Source organism: Achromobacter sp. 2789STDY5608621, from assembly GCF_001299375.1.
Classification (GTDB): Bacteria; Pseudomonadota; Gammaproteobacteria; order Burkholderiales; family Burkholderiaceae_B; genus Achromobacter; species Achromobacter insuavis.
Genome location: NZ_CYTU01000027.1, coordinates 42,510 through 60,104 on the forward strand (window position 1 = coordinate 42,510; position 17,595 = coordinate 60,104).

General features: G+C 72.1%; 7 protein-coding genes. 5 read left to right on the forward strand and 2 right to left on the reverse strand.

The features are described from left to right. Positions 1–59: 59 nt before the first annotated feature. Both AOZ53_RS22020 and AOZ53_RS22025 read left to right on the forward strand, forming a co-directional pair. Entirely contained in the window at positions 60–12,782 is a 12,723-nt protein-coding gene (locus tag AOZ53_RS22020; protein WP_082385733.1) for a filamentous haemagglutinin family protein, read from the forward strand. Continuing rightward, a complete protein-coding gene (locus AOZ53_RS22025) occupies positions 12,779–13,357 on the forward strand; it encodes an RNA polymerase sigma factor (RefSeq protein WP_054489341.1) in 579 nt (192 codons plus the stop codon). Before AOZ53_RS22020 ends, AOZ53_RS22025 begins: the two co-directional genes overlap by 4 nt. Before the next feature lie 2 nt (positions 13,358–13,359). Here AOZ53_RS22025 and AOZ53_RS22030 read toward each other — a convergent pair whose 3' ends face one another. Continuing rightward, positions 13,360–13,722, reverse strand: a complete 363-nt coding sequence (locus tag AOZ53_RS22030) for a hypothetical protein (protein WP_054489343.1) — start codon at positions 13,720–13,722, stop codon at positions 13,360–13,362. 248 nt (positions 13,723–13,970) lie between these two features. Here AOZ53_RS22030 and AOZ53_RS22035 point away from each other — a divergent pair, with 248 nt between their 5' ends. Then, on the forward strand, positions 13,971–14,882 hold the full coding sequence (locus tag AOZ53_RS22035; RefSeq protein WP_054476274.1) for a LysR family transcriptional regulator: 912 nt from the start codon (positions 13,971–13,973) through the stop codon (positions 14,880–14,882). Positions 14,883–14,894: 12 nt separating this feature from the next. Here AOZ53_RS22035 and AOZ53_RS22040 read toward each other — a convergent pair whose 3' ends face one another. After that, on the reverse strand, positions 14,895–15,800 hold the full coding sequence (locus tag AOZ53_RS22040) for a LysR family transcriptional regulator (protein ID WP_054489345.1): 906 nt from the start codon (positions 15,798–15,800) through the stop codon (positions 14,895–14,897). A 322-nt stretch (positions 15,801–16,122) separates the two neighbouring features. On the opposite strand from AOZ53_RS22040, the gene AOZ53_RS22045 reads away from it, so the two are divergent. Further along, a complete protein-coding gene (locus tag AOZ53_RS22045; RefSeq protein WP_054428814.1) occupies positions 16,123–17,064 on the forward strand; it encodes a DMT family transporter in 942 nt (313 codons plus the stop codon). Further along, positions 17,055–17,555, forward strand: a complete 501-nt coding sequence (locus tag AOZ53_RS22050) for a hypothetical protein (protein ID WP_082385734.1) — start codon at positions 17,055–17,057, stop codon at positions 17,553–17,555. Before AOZ53_RS22045 ends, AOZ53_RS22050 begins: the two co-directional genes overlap by 10 nt. Positions 17,556–17,595 lie beyond the last annotated feature (40 nt).

Here is a 17,595-nt window from a genome sequence, read left to right on the forward strand (position 1 = left end):
CGCACGTCCCGCTCCCATGCGGGGACGCGTCATCCGGTCCCTTACCTGAGTCCGTTTCCATGCCCGGCCCTTCCCGCTTCGCTTCCCGCCTTTCTTCCCGCTCCTCCGCCCGTGGCATCGCGCCGCGCCGCACGCCGCTGGCGTTGGCGTTGGCCTCGCTCGCGTTCGTCGGTGCGGGCGCGCAGGCCCAGCCCGCCGCCTTCAGCAGCGGCTGGTTCGCGGCCAAGAACGCGACGCAGGCCAATACCCTGGCCACCGGCCGCCTGCCCAATGGCTTGCCGGCGACTTCGCTGCCCGGCGGCGACCGCCAGGCGCAAGCCGCGCGCGAGCAGTTGCAGCGCTCGGTCGGCAACCTGGGGCGCACCGCCGCGTCGATCGCCGCGCAGCAGGCGGCGCAGCGCGCGGCGCGCGAGGCCGCGCTGGCCGCGGGCGGCGCCGTGCCGGACGGCCTGGCCGAGGGCGGCCTGAAGGTCGACGCCAATCCGCTGACCGCGGGCTGGCGCAACGCCAGGGCGCCGGTGCAGACCGCCGCCGCCGGCCGCGCCAAGGTCACCATCGAGCAGACCGGCGACAAGGCGATCCTGAACTGGGAGACCTTCAACGTCGGCCAGCGCACCACGGTCGAGTTCCGCCAGGATGCGTCCTGGGCCGTGCTGAACCGCGTCAACGATCCGAAGGCGCGGCCCTCGGTGATCCAGGGGCAGATCCAGGCCAACGGCACGGTGATGATCGTCAACCGCAACGGCGTGGTGTTCGACGGCGCCTCGCAGGTGAACGTGCGCAACCTGGTGGCGGCGGCGGCGCGCATCACCGACGCGCAGTTCCTGGACAAGGGGCTCTACAGCGCCGACGACAACACGCCCACCTTCGCCAGCGCCCTGGGCAAGGTGGAGCTGCGACCGGGCGCCAGCATCGAGACCAACCGCCCGTCGAGCGTGACGCAGTCGGGCGGCTACGTGCTGCTGCTGGGCCGCGAAGTCGACAATGCCGGCACCATCGCCACGCCACGCGGCCAGGCTGCGCTGGCCGCGGGCGACAGCTTCGTCATCCGCCGCGGACAGGGCACCGAAGGCAATGTGTCCTCGACCACGCGCGGCAACGAAGTGCTGCCGTCCGGCGACGGTATCGTGCGCAACCGCGGGTTGGTGCTGGCGCCGCTGGGCGACATCACGCTGGCCGCGCGCCAGGTCGAACAGGCCGGCGTGCTGGCCGCGACCACCTCGGTCGATGCACGCGGCACCATCCATCTGAATGCCTCCGGCGCCAACGGCGCCGTGACCCTCGCGTCCGCCGCGACCACCGCGATCCTGGTCGACGCCGACGGCGCCACCGCGCTGGACGGCCAGCGCGACAACCTGATGCTGCCCAGCGTCAGCGGCGGGCCGACCCTGGCGCCCACCGACGCCAACCGGCGCGAATTGTCGCTGGTGCAGATCCAGAGCAGCGGCGCCGTGGACTTCCAGTCCGGCTCGCTGACGCTGGCCACGGGCGGCCAGGTGGCGGTCAAGGCGGCCGGGCGCAGCCTGGTGCGCGACAGCGCGCAGATCGACGTCAGCGGGGCCATTGGCGTGGCGGTCGCGATGGAGTCGAACAACATCAAGATCAACCTGCAGGGCAACGAGCAGCGCGACTCGCCGCTCAATCGCGACAGCGGCCTGTTGACCAACAGCGATGTCTGGCTGGACCGCCGCGACCTGATCCGCGTGGCCGCGGGCAGCGGCGGCACCGACGCCGACCGCTGGTACAGCGGCGGCGGCCTGCTGGAAGTGGCCGGCTATCTCGGCAATCTGGCGGTGCCCGCCAGCCACTGGCTGGCGCAGGGCGGGCAGGTACGTTTCGAGGGCGCGGAGGTCGTCACGCAGGCGGGCTCGGCGATCAACCTGTCGGGCGGCACGCTCGACGTGCAGGGCGGCACCCTGCGCCAGACCTGGCTGCGCGGCGAGGACGGGCGCCTGTACGTGGCCGACCGCGCGCCGGCGGACATGCTCTACACCGGCCTGTACCGCGGCTACGAACAACGCTCGGAACGCTGGGGCGAGCAAGCCACGCGCCGCTTCTACAACCCGCTGCTGGCACCCGCCACGCGCTACGAGGATGGCTACACGGTGGGCCGCGATGCCGGCGCGCTGGTGGTCTCGACCCGCAGCGCGGTGCTGGAAGGCACGCTGGTTTCCGATACCTATCAAGGCGTGCGCCAGGACCGCGCGCCGCAGGCCGGGCTGGACGGCTACAGCCAGTCGCAACGCGCCGTGGCGCGCCGCGCGCAGCTGGTGGTCGGCAACAACCTGCGCTACTACGACAGCGTGACGCGCCAGGTCCATTACCAACTGGGCGCGACCGCGGATACCGTGGCCGAGGTGCGGCTGGGAACGGGCCAATCGCGCATCGCCGACGGCCTGGACCTGCAGGCCGCGTTGCCGCAGGACCGCGCCGGCAAGCTGTTCCTCGACACGGATCTGCTCAACGGCTTCGGCCTGGGCGGGCTGCGTATCGCCGCCAGCCGCGAGATCGTGGTCGATGGCGCGTTGCGCGGCGCCGATGGCGGCGAGATCACACTCTATGCGCCGCGCATCGACATCCGGGCCGACATCACCAGCCGCAGTGGCCTGATCCAGATCGGCAACGTGCTGCTGCAGCCGGGCACGCCGGGCCGGATCGAGGAGATCGCGCAGGCGCCGGCGGCCAACTCGCGCGCCTGGCTGCGCATCCTGGACGGCGTCACGCTGGACGCGCGCGGCACCTGGGCCAACCTGCTGCGCGACGGCGCAGGCTTGACGGGCCTGCCGACGCGCGATGGCGGCCGCGTGGCGCTGCGCGGCACGGGCGACGTGATCGTGGAAGCGGGCAGCGTCGTGGACGTGGCCGCGGGCGCGTCGGTGCTGCCGACCGGCAAGCTGGCGGGCGGCAAAGGCGGCAGCGTGACGCTGGCCGCCAATACGATGAGCCAGCTGGGAGGCAGCGGCGGCAACCTGACCCTGGCGGGCGAGGTGCGCGGCTATGGCGTGACGGGCGGCGGCACGCTGTCCGTCGTGAGCGGCGGACGCATCGTGCTGGGCGGCGAGGCCGGCGCGGACGCGACCGCGCTGCGCCTGGACCCGTCCTTGTTCCGCAGCGGCTTCGGCCGTTATGAGGTCAACGGCCACCAGGGCGTGACGGTCGCCGACGGCGCGGCCATCGATGTGCTGATGCCGGTGCTGCGGCTGGAGATGGGCACGGCGCAGGCGCCGGGCTCGGGCCTGGCGCCCGCCGACGTGCTGTCGTTGTGGACGCCGCCGCTCTATGCCGAAGATCCCGTGCGCGGCCGGCTCACGCAACGCGTCGGCGCCGATCTGGCGCTGAGCTCCGATCGCAACGCGGTCGGCGGCGCGATCCTGGTGGGCGAAGGCGCGCGGGTTAGCGTCGACGCGGGTCGTTCGCTGTCGTTGAAGGGCGCCGGCCAGATCACCGTGCTGGGCCGGCTGGAGGCGCGTGGCGGGCTGATCTCGCTGCAGGATGCGCGGCTGGTCGAGCAGCCGTATGCGCCGACGGCCAACCCGCGTTCGGTCTGGATCGGCGAGCACGCGGTGCTGGACGCATCGGGGAGCAGCCAGGTCGCGCTGGACGCGCAGGGCCGGCGCTACGGCGTGGTGCAGGCAGGCGGCGCCATCGAGATCGGCGGCCGGCTGGATTGGGAAGGCAACAGCTACGCCGGATCGCGGCCGATCGACGCGCATTTGATCGTGCGTCCGGGCGCCGTGCTGGACGCCTCGGGCGCGCAAGCCGTGCTGGACCTGCCGGGCCGTGGCGCGGTGCAGGTGGGCGGCGACGGCGGCCGCATCGTGCTGGCCTCGGCCAACAGCCTGCATCTGGACGGCACGCTGCGCGCGGCCGCGGGGGCAGCCGGCGCGGCGGGCGGCACGCTGGGCGTGTCGCTGGGCGGCGCCTTCTACCTGCGCGCCGCGTCGCCCGCTCCGGCGGTGCAGGCCGAACGCCTGCTGACGCTGGTGCAGCACCAGGGCGCCAGCGCGCTGGCCGACGGCCTGTTGCCCGGCCAGGCCAGCGCCTTGCTGGCCTATGGCAAGGCGCGCCTGGGCGTGGACCGGATCGCGGCGGGCGGCTTTGACAACCTGGCGCTGTACGCCAGCGTGCGCACCGAGGGCGACCTGGACCTGGCGATGGGCCAGAGCCTGCGCCTGACCGGCACGCTGTCGCCGTATGCGAATGCGCCGGCCGGCAGCGTGGTGCGCCTGAGCGCGCCCTACCTGCGCTTGAATGAAACGGCCTATGCGCCCCTGGGCGGTGGCGACACGTTGCTGCAGATCGCGCCCAGGGACCTGTGGCGCCTGCAGAATGGCCACCGTCTGGCGCTGGCGGCCGATCTGCTGGATGTGCGCGGCAAGCACGACATGCTGGGCTTCGAAGACGTGCAGGTGGACGTGAACGGCGACCTGCGCCTGTTGGCGATGGCGGACTTCTCCAGCCTGGCCTGGCGCAGCCAGCTGCGCGCGCCGCACCGCATGACGGTGACCGCCGCGCAGATCTACCCCGGCACGGGCGCAACGGGTCGCCTGGAGGTCGGCACTTACCAGGCCAGCTCGCCGTCCGGCAATGTCACGGCCTACGATCCGGACGCGGTCCTGACCCTGCGCCGCACCGCCGGCACGCAGCCGCAGGCGCCTGATTCGGTGTTCGGCAGCATCTCGTTCGCCGGCGCGCGCGTCGAGCAGGGCGGCGTCGTGCGGGCGCCGCTGGGCCGCATCGTGTTCGACAACGACCTGGGGCCGGCCGGCGTGGTGCGCTTCCTGCCGGGCAGCCTGACCTCCATCAGCGCACAGGGCCTGCTCATGCCTTATGGCGGCACGGTCGACGGCGTCAAGTATCTCTACGGCGGCCAGGAAGTGCGGCCGGTCGGCGTGGAAGGCGACATCCTGGGCGGCCTGCGCCGCGAGATCCTGCTGGCCGTGAAACGCGCCGAGGTGGACGAGGGCGCGGTGCTGGACCTGTCCGGCGGCGGAGAACTCACCGGCGCGGCGTTCGTGCGCGGCCGCGGCGGTTCGGTGGACGTGCTGCGTCATGCGCTGGCCGACGCCAACCCCGGGTTCAGCTTCAGCAATCCTGGCAGCGCGGTCTATGCGATCGTGCCGGGGTATGGCGCCGGCTATGCGCCGCTGGCGCCGGACGCGGGCGCGGGCGACCCGGCGGTGGGGCGGCGCGTCACCCTTGGCGCCGGCGTGCCCGGTCTGCCCGCGGGCACATACACCCTGCTGCCTTCCACCTATGCGCTGCTGCCCGGCGCCTTCCGCGTCGAGCTGGGCGCGCAGGGCTTCGCCGATGCGCCGGCGGCGCGCACGCGCGGCGGCAGCTGGGTTGCCAGCGGCTGGCTCGGCACCCGCGGCACCGGCCAGCAGGCGGTGCTGGCCAACCGGCTGCTGATCACGCCGGGCGACGTGGTGCGGCGCCATGCGCAGTACAACGAGACTTCCTATAACCGCTTCGTGGTGGCCGACGCCGCGCGCACGGGCGTGATGCGCGCCGGCCTGACCGTCGACGCCGGCACGCTGCAACTGGCGCTGAAGGCCGGCGCCGGCATGGACGGCCAGGCCGCCTTGCGCTTTGCCGGCAGTACCCGCTTCGGCGTGCCGTCAGACAGCGGCGGCTACGCCGGCGCCCTGGTGGTGACCGGCCCGGCGGCCGGGTTGGAGATCCTGGCGCCGGGCCAGGCGCCCACGCTGGGGGCGCAGGCCGCGGCCGTGTCGGCCGCCGACCTCAACGCGCTGGCGCCCGCCGCCATGTTCCTGGGCGCGAGCAAGATCAACTCCGCCGCGGGCATGCGCCTGTCGGGGCCGACCGGCACCCTGCTGGTGCGCAGCGGCGTCGAACTGTCGGCGCCGGAGCTGTTCCTGTACACCTCGGGCAGCGGCGGCGGCATCGTGGTGGAATCCGGCGCGACCCTGACCACCTTGGGGCGCGGCGCGGTATCGCGCGATGCGCGCGACGGTCTTTACTACGTCACCGACTTCGGCGGCGTCCTGGCGCTGTCCAACGGCCTGGTGAATCTGCTGCCGGTGGGCGACAGCGCGCCGGCGGCCATCGACGTGGGCGCCTGCCTGGCCAATTGCGCCGGCTCGACGCGTCTGCTGTCCGAAGGGTCGATCAGCGCGGCGACCAACGGCGCCTTTACCTTGCGGGACTCGGTGCTGTACGGCACCCGCAACCTGGCGCTGAGCGTCTCGGCCGTCAACCTGGGCAGCGCCGAAGCGCTGGCGCGGGCCGGCGCCGCCGGCAAGCTGCCGCCCGGCATGGGCCTGAACCAGAATGTGCTGGCCAACCTGCTGCGCGGCAACAGCGCGCTGGGCGCGCCGGCGCTGGAAAGCCTGATCCTGACCGCGGGCGAATCGGTCAACGTCTACGGCAGCGTGGCGCTCGACGCGCGCGGCGCGGGCGGTCGGTCGCTGCAGCGCCTGGTGCTGGGCGCGCCCGCCATCTACGGTTATGGCGCGGCGGGGGACGTGGCGACCATCGCCGCGAACGAATTCATCTGGGCCGGGTCGATCCCGGCCGACCGCAGCGGCAACGTGCCGTTGGGCTCGTCGAAACCGCAGGCGCCGGGCGGCGCCATCCTGGACCAGTTGGGGCACGGCCGGTTGAACATCGCCGCCGACGTCATCCGGCTGGAAGCGTCGCCGCTGCAGCTGCCGTCGCCGATGGTGGCGGCCAACCGGCTGGCGCTGGGCTTCTCGGCCGTCACCCTGGACGCCGCGCGCATGATCACCGGCAGCGCCAAGGGCGGCGTCGCGGTCTACCACGAGCAGGACGGCTACACCGCCGCCGACGGCTGGCGCTATCGCGGCGGCGACCTGCTGATTCGCACGCCGCTGCTGACCGGCGAGGCCGGCGCCGACCTGGCATTCAAGGCGGGCGGCGCGCTGCGTGTCACGGGCACCGGCGTGGCGCCCGAAGCGCGCAAGGCGCTGGGCGCCAGCCTCAGCCTGTCCGGCGGCAGCGTCGCCGTGGATACCGCGGTGGTGCTGCCCTCGGGCAAGCTGGCCATCAAGGCCGACGGCGACATCGCCCTGGGCGCCGGCGCGCGCATCGACCTGGCCGGCCGCGAGGTGCCGCTGTTCGATGTCGCCCGCTACAGCTGGGGCGGCGACCTGGAATTGCACAGCGTGGCGGGCAACATCACGCTGGCGGCAGGATCGGTCGTGGACCTGTCGGCGCGCCACAACCGCGGCGGCCGCCTGCAGGCCATCGCGCTGGGCGCCGACGCGGGCCGCATCGACCTGGCCGGCGCCGTGCTCGGCTCGGCCTCGGGCCTGTACGACGCGGGCGGCACGCTGGTGCCGTACGACAGCGCCGAAATCGTGCTGCGGGCGCAATCGCTGGTGGATTTCGCCGGCCTGAACACCCGCCTGAACAATGGCGGCGTGACCGGCGCGCGCCGCTTCCAGATCAAGCAGGGCGATCTCACCGTCGGCGACGAGGTGCGGGCGCGCCATGTGGAGATCGTGCTCGACGGCGGCAGCCTGACGGTCAATGGCCGCATCGACGCCAGCGGCCAACAGGTCGGCAGCATCCGCCTGGCCGCCAGGCGCGACCTGATCGTCAACGGCCTGCTCGACACCCACGCCACCGGCCTGCGCGTCGACAGTTACGGCCAGGTCATCGACAGCGCCAACCGCGCCATCGTCGACCTGACCGCGCGCGAAGGCACGCTGACCTTGGGCGCCGGCGCGCGCGTGGACCTGCGCGCGGGCACCGAATCGCCGCGCCAGGATGGCGTCGCGCGCGGCACGCTCGACCTGAACGCACGCCGCCTGGGAGGCGGCGCCGAGCGCGGCGCGATGGCCGGTTCCGGCGACGGCGCCAACGACGTGGCGCTGGTGGTGGCGGGCGCGCCTTCCATCCTGGGCGCCCGGACCGTGGCGGTGAACGCTTTCCGCCGTTACGACGACGCGCCGCTGGCCAGCGCACCGGACGTCAACGGCAAGCGTCCGCAGGAAATCACGCAGGGCTATCTCGACGGCATCGACCGCGAGAGCCAGGCCTTCATGCATGCCGCGCTGGGCAACGCGGCGCTGGGCGCGCGCCTGGCGGGCCTGGCCGGCTACCGTCTGCGGCCTGGCGTGGAGGTCGCGAGCGCCGCCGCCGATGGCGATTTGAGCGTGGTCGGCGACCTGGACCTGTCGAACCACCGCTATGGCCCCAATGCCGACCGGTTCACGCCGGCTTTGCGCGGCTATGGCGAACCGGGCGTGCTGGTGTTGCGCGCCGGCGGCAACCTGAACCTGTACGGCAGCATCAACGACGGCTTCGCGCCGCCGCCTGATTCCCCCGACGACGCTTCCGGCTGGAAGCTGGTCGAGGGCCGCTTGCCCACCACGCCGCTCACCCCGGTCACGCCGTTCGGCGAGGACCTGGTGGTGCCGATCGGGGGCATCAGCCTGGAAGCCGGCACGCGCTTCCCGGCCGGCCGGGCGCTGAACTACGACCTGTCGGCCAAGGCCACGACCCTGCCCGCGGGCACGGTGCTGCCGGTCGCCATGACGCTGGACGCACCGGTGACCCTGCCTGCCGGCCTGGTGCTGACCGGCGACGTGACCGCGGCCGACGGCAGCGTGCTGCGGGCTGGCACGGTGCTGGCCAATGCGCTTGCGCTGCAGGCGGGCGCCAAGCTGGGCGCCGGCTTCGTGCTGCGCTCGCAGGCCGCGATGCGCGCTTTCATCTGGCCCAAGGGCGTGGCGCTGCCGGCGATGCTGGAGGCCGCGACCCGCGTGACCCTGGCGCAAGGCGCGATCATCCCCAGCCAGACCCGCGTGGTCCTGCTCAATGGCGAGCCGGTGAACCTGCGGCCGCAGGGACCCGACGGCAAGCAGGGGCGCAACTGGGCGCTGGCGCCCATGCTGGGGCCGGGCGCGACCGCCTGGGATCTGACGCTGGTGGCGGGCGCCGACCTCGCCTCGGCCGACCTGCGCGCGCGCAACGTGCTGGGCACCGGCGACATCGTGCTGGCCGATACGCACCATGGCGTCGCGGCGCGCGCCAAGGAAACGATCACGACCGTCTTCATCGGCGACCTGATCATCACGCGCCAGTTTGTCGAGGACTGGGGCGAATCGGAAAGCCTGATCGGCCGGCTGGCCAAGGAAGTCGCCGCGGAAATGGGCTTCGGCGGCGAGGCCGACCTGTGCGGCATGTCGCCCGCGTATTGCGCGCCGGCGCCGCGCCGGGTGTCCGAAGCGGGGTCGGTGCGCTGGCATGGCGACGCCAGCTGGGCCGGCCGCACGGTCGACGAACTGGCCGCGCTGCTGGGCAAGACCGCGGACGAGGTCTGCGTCGACGCCAGTTATTGCGTCGGCGGCAAGGCCGAGACCACCATCACCCGCGAGTATCGCTACGGCTTCGGCTCGCCGGCGTTCAGCGTGCTGCGCACCGGCGCCGGCGACCTGACCCTGCTGGCTGGCCGCGACGTGGCCATGACGTCGATGTATGGCGTCTACACGGCCGGCGCGCCCACGTCGCTGGGCGCGCGCGACGCCGACTACAACCTGGCGCGTGGCCATGACGGCAAGTTCGGCGGCCCGCTGGGCATGATCCTGGACGACCACAAGTACGACGCGGCCATGGCCGCCTACCGCGCCTGGTATCCCGACGGCGGCGGCAACCTGGTGGTGCAGGCCGGCCGTGACATCCACGGCGACGCCTGGGCCAGGGAAACGCTGACCGCGGGCAAGGATGACACGCTGGGCGGCCGGGCCCATTACGCCAGCGCGACGACCGGCAACTGGCTGTGGCGCCAGGGCGTGATCGGCATGCCCGGCGTGGCGGATATCGCGCCGGCCTGGTGGATCAACTTCGGCACCTACGTGTCGGGCGGCAGCGTCTCCGAGCGCGAACCGCGCCTGGTCGGCTTCACCGGCTTCGGCACACTGGGCGGCGGCAACGTCAGCATCAGCGCCGGGCGCGATGCCGGCGTGCGCGATGCGCGCGGCGACGCGCTGGCGGCGCAGGGCGGCGTCGTGCCGCGCACGCAGGGCCTGAGCGCCGCGGTCGGCGGCACCGGCCGGCTGGTCGATGGCAAGCTGGTGCTGACCGGCGGCGGCGATCTCGACCTGCGCGTCGGCGGCAGCCTCAATCCCGGCCTGCGGGCCACGCAGATGTCGACGCTGTTCACCAGCGGCTCGGGCGGCGGCGATAACCTGGATCTGAACGGCGTGCTGGTTAACCTGCGCGGCCGGCTGGTCCTGGATGCCGGCCAGGTCGGCGGCCTGTCGCCGAAGTTCGGCGATGGCGCCGGACTGCGCGCGCCCGATCCGTTCGCGCTGGCGGGCGGCGTGCCGCTCGGCGCGCCGCGCCTGGTGCTGGGCGACGCCACCGCCTGGATCGACACCCGGGGCGACCTGGTGCTGGGCGCCGTCAGCGACCCGGGCCGCGTGGCGCCCCTCAATAGCAGCCCCTACCTGAAGGCCGGCGCCACCACGGCGACGCCGGGCGGCGCGGAATCCTGGTTCACGCTCTGGACGCCGGCGACGGCGGTCAACCTGTTCTCGGCGGGGGGCAACCTGTCGCCGATGTCGGCGTCCAACAGCCTCTCCTTGGGCAGCGAAGTGGCGGCAGAGAGCCCGGGCGGCCAGGCCAAGGCCAACTATTACGTCTATCCGTCCATCCTGCGCGCCGTGGCCGCAGGCGGCAATATCGTGCTGGCGCCCGGCGTCGGCAACGCCGCCACCGCCAACACCATCCTGCTGCTGGCGCCGTCGGCCGGCGGCCAGCTCGAACTGCTGTCGGCCGGCTCCATCCTGGCCCAGGGCGGCCATGCGGTGTCGATGTCGGGCGCCGACACGGCCCTGCCGACCCCGATGCGGCCCGCGTTCACGGCCTACGCCCTCGACGGCGGCGGCGCGCCGCAGCTCGGCAACCGGGCGGCGGACGGCGGCGTGGTGGCCGAATCCGCGAGCAGCAAGCCGTTGTTCGTGTTCGGCCCCAACACCGCCACCGATCGCAGCCTGCATCCGGACAACGGTCCGGTCGCGAGGTTCTATGCCGTGAATGGCGATATCGTCGGCCTCAGGAGCGGCGGCGTCTCGACCCTGGTCAATATCGCCAACGAGCCGGAACGCCGCGTGCTGTCCTGGCACGAGGCGGCCTTGCCGGTCTCGGTGCGCGCCGGCCGCGACATCCTGAAGCTGGACGTGACGGCGCTGCACAACGATTCGCGCGACCTGTCGCTGATCCTGGCGGGCCGCGACATCGTCTACGCCAACGCGCAGGTGGCCGGTCCCGGCACCTTGCTGGTGCAAGCCGCCCGCCAGGTGCGGCAGGACGACGCGGCCAGCGTGCGCAGCCTGGGCGCCATCGTGCGCGGCGACGCCCGGCCGGGCGCCGACATCGCGGTGCTGGCCGGCGTCGGCGCGGCGGGGCCCGATTACGAGGGCTTCCTGGCGCGCTATCTGGACGCCGAGCGGGCCCTGCCGGCGGGGGCCGGCCTGGCCTCGCGTCCCGACAAGGTGGCGCGGGCCTATGGAGGCGAGCTGACGCTGGCCGACTGGCTGCGCGAGCGCTTCGGCTACAGCGGCGACGAAGCCGGAGCGCTGGCGGAACTGGCGCGCCAGCAGTCGCTGCGCGACGCCGATCCCGACCGGGCACGGCGCGACCTGGCCCGCGATTTCGCGCAGGACAGCGGGCTCTACCTGGTGAACTGGCTGCGTACCCGACACGGCTACGCGGGCGGCGAGGCCGGCGCGCGCGCCGCGCTCGAGGCGCTGCCGTCGGCCGAGCGCGGCATCTATGCGCGCCAGCTGTTCTTTGCCGAACTCAAGCTCGGCGGGCGCGAGTACAACGACGACGCCAGCGCGCGCTTCGGCAGCTACCTGCGCGGCCGCCGCGCCATCGCCGCGCTGTTCCCGGCGGTCGATGCCAACGGCGCGCCGATCCGCTATGACGGCGCCTTCACCATGTTCGGCGGCGCCGGGCTGCGCACCAATTTCGGCGGCAACATCCAGCTGCTCACGCCGGGCGGGCAGCAGGTGCTGGGGGTCGAGGGCGTGGCGCCGCCTGCCAGCGCCGGCATCGTCACGCAGGGGCAGGGCGACATCCAGCTCTATGCGCTGGGCAGCGTGCTGCTGGGACAGAGCCGCATCATGACCACCTTCGGCGGCCACATCCAGGCGTGGTCGGCCGAGGGCGACATCAACGCCGGTCGCGGCGCCAAGACCACCGTGCTGTACACGCCGCCCAAGCGCGTCTATGACGCCTACGGCAACGTCACGCTGTCGCCCACGGTGCCTTCCAGCGGCGCGGGAATCGGCACGCTGGCGCCGATTCCCGAGGTGCCGGCGGGCGATGTCGACCTGATCGCGCCACTGGGCACCATTGACGCGGGCGAGGCCGGCATTCGGGTGTCGGGCAACGTCAACGTGGCGGCGCTGCACGTGGTCAACGCGGCTAACATCCAGGTGCAGGGCGACAGCAAGGGCGTGCCGGTGGCGGCGACGGTCAACACCAATGCCCTGTCCAGCGCCAGCGCCGCGGCCTCGTCGGCCTCCAGCGCGGCGCAGGACGTGATGCAGCGCGACCGGGCCGCGGCGCGGCAGTCGATGCCCTCGATCATCTCGGTGCAGATCCTGGGCTACGGCGACGAGCAGCCGCCGGCCGGCGCGCGGCCGCCAGGCCCCGCGGCCAACGCCGGCCAGGATCCGCTCTACCGCGCGGACAGCGTGTTCCAGATGGTCGGCGACGGGCCGTTGACGACGGCGCAGCAGGCCGCGCTGACGCCGACCGAACGGCGCAACTGGCAGCCATGACCGCCGCCCTGTTCGACGCGCGCCCGGCCCCGGGCGGGGCGCGCGCCGCCAACGCGGGCGAGCCGACCGCGCTGCAGCGCTTCATCGCCAGCCACTACGACGACCTGCGCTGTCGCCTCGTGACCTACCTGGGCTGCGAGGACCTGGCGGGCGACAGCCTGCACGACGCCTGGCTGCGCCTGGCTTCCTGCGGAGCGCGCGAGGTGAGCAACCCCGGGGCCTATGTCTTTCGCATGGCCTGCAACCTGGCCATCGACGGCATGCGCCAGGGCTGGCGGGAGATTGGCCAGGAGGGCGACGAGCAAGGCGTCTACGCCGACGAGGCGCCGGGGCCGGCTCAGGTGGCCGAGGCCCGTTCCGAACTGTTGTCGTGCCTGCGCGCGATGCAGGGGCTGCCGAGCCGGCGCCAGGCGATCCTGCTGGCGCGCAGCGTCGAGGACCTGTCGCCGCGCGAGGTGGCGACGCGCTATGGCATCAGCGTGGATCGTGTCGGCGGGGAAGTGAAGCGGGCCCGCCAGGCGCTGGCCGCGCCGTCCTGGGCGCGCGCCAGCCGCCTGTCCGCGCAGCCTGCGTGAGGTCAGACCGGCCCGGCCGCGCCCTGTTCCTGCTTGGCCAGTTCCTTGATGCGTTCCTGCACCTTTCTGGCGACTTCTTCCTTCTGCGCGGGCGTCATCGCGGCATATTGTTCCTTGGTGATGCCGAGCGACTGCAGGATCTGCGTGAACAGGCGTTCCGCCGGCGACATCGTCAGGTAATCCTGCAATTCCTGCTCGGCGTCGGACGGCCCCTGGGCGGCCAGGCCCAGCTTGTGGCGGCTGGCGTCCGCGTCCTGCGCGTCCTGCAGCGTCGCGGCGAACGATTTGCCGCCGGCGCCGGCGGCCATGGCCGGCTTGCCGGCCCAGGCGCCCAGGGCGCTGCCTGTCGATTCGACTTTGTTCACAGTCCATTCTCCGGTGATTGGTTCACCCGGCATTAGACGGCGGGGGCGTCGTCCTCAATGTGCCGAATTTGGCGGTGAACCTGGCCCTTACTTGCTGTTTGACGACCGGCTGGCGCATCCGGCATTGCCGTCCCGCCTGCGCATGCGGGGGAGGGGGGGATGCCGCCACGCCGCCGTATACTCGATACGCAGTTTCAAGCGACTCATCGCGATATGAGTTTTTTCTCAACATCGGGGAACCGCCGGGGATGACCGACAAGGCCGCCAAATCGCTGTCGCTCAAGCAGCTGGAATTGTTCATCGCGCTGGCGTCCTCCGACAATATCGCCAGCGCCGGCGCGCGCCTGGGCATGACGCCGTCGGCCACCAGCCACGCGCTGAAGACGCTGGAACTGACGCTGGGCGCGCCCTTGCTCGACCGCAATGTCAGCGGCGTGCAGCTGACCTACGCGGCGCAGCAGATCCTGCCGCACGTGCGCGACATCTTCACTTCGTTGCAGGTGGTGCGCGCCACCGCCAGCGCCAGCGCGGGCCTGCGCGCCGGCCTGCTGACGCTGGGGTCGCTGGGGGCCAGCTCGTCGCTGAACATCCTGCCGCCGCTGCTGGAGATGTTCAAGGCGCGCTATCCGGGCGTGGACGTGTTCGTGACCGAGAAGCCCGACCCGGAGATGGAGCGGGCGCTGGTCGAGCGCCGCATCGAGATCGGCGTGGTCGCGCTGCCCAAGCCGGACTTCGACACCCTGCCGCTGGTCACCGACGAACTCATGGTGGTGCTGCCCGTGGGCCATCCGCTGGCGCGGCTCGCCGTGATTGGCGTCAAGGATCTGGCCGACTATCCGCTCATCATGACGCGCGCCGGCTCCCAGCCGGTGATCACGCGCATGTTCGAGCGCGCGGGCATCGCGCCGCGGATCGCGCACGACCTGTCGCAGATCATGTCGATCCTGGAATTCGTCGCGCGCGGCCAGGGCATCTCGGTGCTGGCGTCGCTGGTGCTGCCGCGGCGTTACGACGGCCTGGTCTACCGCAAGATCAGCCCGGCCGCCAAGCGCCGCATCGGCCTGGCCTGTCTGAACGAAAGGAAACTGTCGCCGGCCGCGCACGCCTTCTGGGCGATGGTGCGCGAGGCCGCGCCGGGCCTGACCTTTCCCGTGATGTAGGCGCGCGCCTTCTCAGGCGGGGCGCTTGCGGGCCAGCGACTTGGCCAGTTTCCAGAACGCCGCGGCCGCCGGCGAGAGCCGGCCCTCGTTGAGGCAGGCCAGCCCGACCCGACGCGAGGTCTGCGGCGTCAGCGGCTTGTAGACCACGCCATCGTATTTCGCGGGCAGGGCCAGCGCCGCCACCACCGAGATGCCTTCGCCGCGCGCGACGAAGTCGAGGATGGACAGCATCTGCGACAGCTCGTGCGTCACCTTGAGCGTGACGTCGGCGCGGCTGAACATCCTGGCCACCAGGCCCTGCGAACCCGCGTGGGTCAGGATGAAGGGGAACTGCGCCAGCCGCCTGACCTCGATCGTGTCGGCGGCGGCCAGCGCGTGGTCCGCGGGCACCACCGCGACCAGCTCGTCGTGGGCGATGGCCAGGGTGTCGAACTGTGGCCTGGGCAGCGTGACCACGCCGATCTCCAGGCGGCGTTCGATCAGGTCCTGCTCGATGTCGGCGTCGGCCTTCTCGAACACGCGCAGGTCGATGCCGGGATAGCGCTGGCGGAATTGCCGCAGCAGCGGCGGCAGCAGCCGCAGCGACGAACTCAGGCCGAACGAGCCGATCTTCAGCACGCCGCTTTTGAGCCCCTCGCTGGCGCTGGCGGTGGCCTGTATCAGCTGCAGGGCCGCGAACAGGTCGCGCACGTGCGGCAGGATCTGCTGTCCGGCGTGGCTCAGTTCGAGCTGCGGCGCGTTGCGGTCGATCAGCATCACGCCCAGCGTGGACTCCAGCGCGCGCAGCGCGTGGCTGGTGGCCGACGCGGTCATGCCGATCCTGGCGCCGGCGCTGGCGATGCCGTCGGCGCCGGCCAGGGATAACAGCAATTCCAGCTGGCGCAGCGTGGGCGCGTTGGGACCGAGAGTGGAATTCATATTGAATTCAAATTCAATTGAGATTGAATCATGTGAATTCTAGACTGATTCCTCTCATGCAGGACCGCGCCCATGTTCGCTCCCATTGCCGGTTTCCGGGCGTGCGCGTCCATCTGGGCCGGCAGCCCCCAGCCGGCGTTGCGCCGTTACCCAGCAGCTGGGTGGCGCAATAACCGGCCAGGATGCGCGAAAGCATCGAGGATGCGCACCCCATCGAACGTGCCAGGGGGCAACGGCCGCATGCCAGCTTGCATGGGCGATGTCGGGGCAGTCTAGAATTCACTCCGCTCATTTTCAATTTAGTTTTCTTCAAGAACCACACATGAAAAACACATTGATGGCCACGCACCTGCGGCTGGTCGGCATGGCGGCGCTGTGGGGCGCGTCGTGGTCGTGGGGCAAGGTGGTGGCCCAATCGATGGCGCCGCTGGCGGCGGCCAGCCTGCGGTTTTTGTTCGCCAGCGTGGTCCTGCTGCTATGGATGCATCGCGCATCGGCGTTGCGCGACCTGCGCAAACTGAGCGGACGCCAGTGGTTCGGCCTGACCGCCGCCGCCATGGCCGGCGTGTTTGGCTATTCGAGCTTCTTTATGTTGAGCCTGCAGTTGGTGCCAGCCGGCAAGGCCGCCATCGTGGTGACGCTGAATCCCGGCGCCACGCTGCTGCTGGCCGCCATCCTGTTCCGCGAGCACCTGAACCCGGCCATCCTGGCCGGCATGGTGCTGTCGGCCATCGGCGCCTACATCGCCATCAGCGGCGGCTCCAGCGCCGCCCTGCCGGGCACGCTCGGCATCGGTGAACTGCTGCTGCTCGGCTGCGTCGCCTGCTGGGTCGCCTATACACTGATCGGCCGGCTGGTGCTAAAGGGCATGGACGCGCTGACCACCACCACGGTCACCACCGTGATCGGCGCGCTGATGCTGCTCCTGGCCAGTCTCGGCTTCGAAGGTCCCGCCGCCTGGCAGGCGCTCGGCAATGCGCCGCTCAAGGCCTGGGGCAGCCTGGCCGCCCTGGCCTTCGGCGCCACGGCCATCGCCTACGCCTGGTACTTCGAGGGCGTCAAGGTGCTGGGCGCCGGCGCGGCCTCCGGCTACATCACGTTGGTGCCGGTGTTCGGCGTGCTGTTCTCCAGCCTGTGGCTGGGCGAGGCGACCAGCCCGAGCCTGTTCCTGGGCGCTGCCCTGGCCATTTCGGGCATGACGCTGATGCATCTGGGCCGACGCCGGGCGGAGCGGCGCAGCCATGGGAGTCGTGCATGCCGATAGATTTCGAGCCGATCGAGCAGGCGTTCATGCAGACCCTGCGCGCGCAGCCCGCGTTCGCGGGCTGGAAGAAGCGGCGCAAGCGTTGCCTGTGGCGGGCGCTGGCCGACGGCGTCGAGCAGGGCGTGGAACTGCTGCGTTACCGCGACTCGTTCGAGAATCGCCAGCTGGTGTCGCTGGGGCTTTACGTGTCGGTCCCGTGCGAGCGTGAATGGCCGGTCTACGTGCCGCCGGACGTGTGGGACAAGGGGCGGCTTTACCGCCGCGCCTGCCTGGCGCCGGGGCAGGGGCTGGTCGGCGAGGCCACGTTAGGCAGCGGCGCGGTGATCGAGCTGTGTTCGCCCGACGACCTGGCGCGCTGGCTGGCGGTCTTGCCGGCCGATATCGAGCGCTATGTCGGCCCCTGGTTCAGCCAGTACGACACGCTGGCCACCGCGTCGTACGAGTACGAGATTCCACGTTGGCGCCTGCAGCAGGCCGGCCTGCTGCCGTAGCGCCGTCCGCGCCGTGGGGCGGCCTGGCGCCCCTGTACGA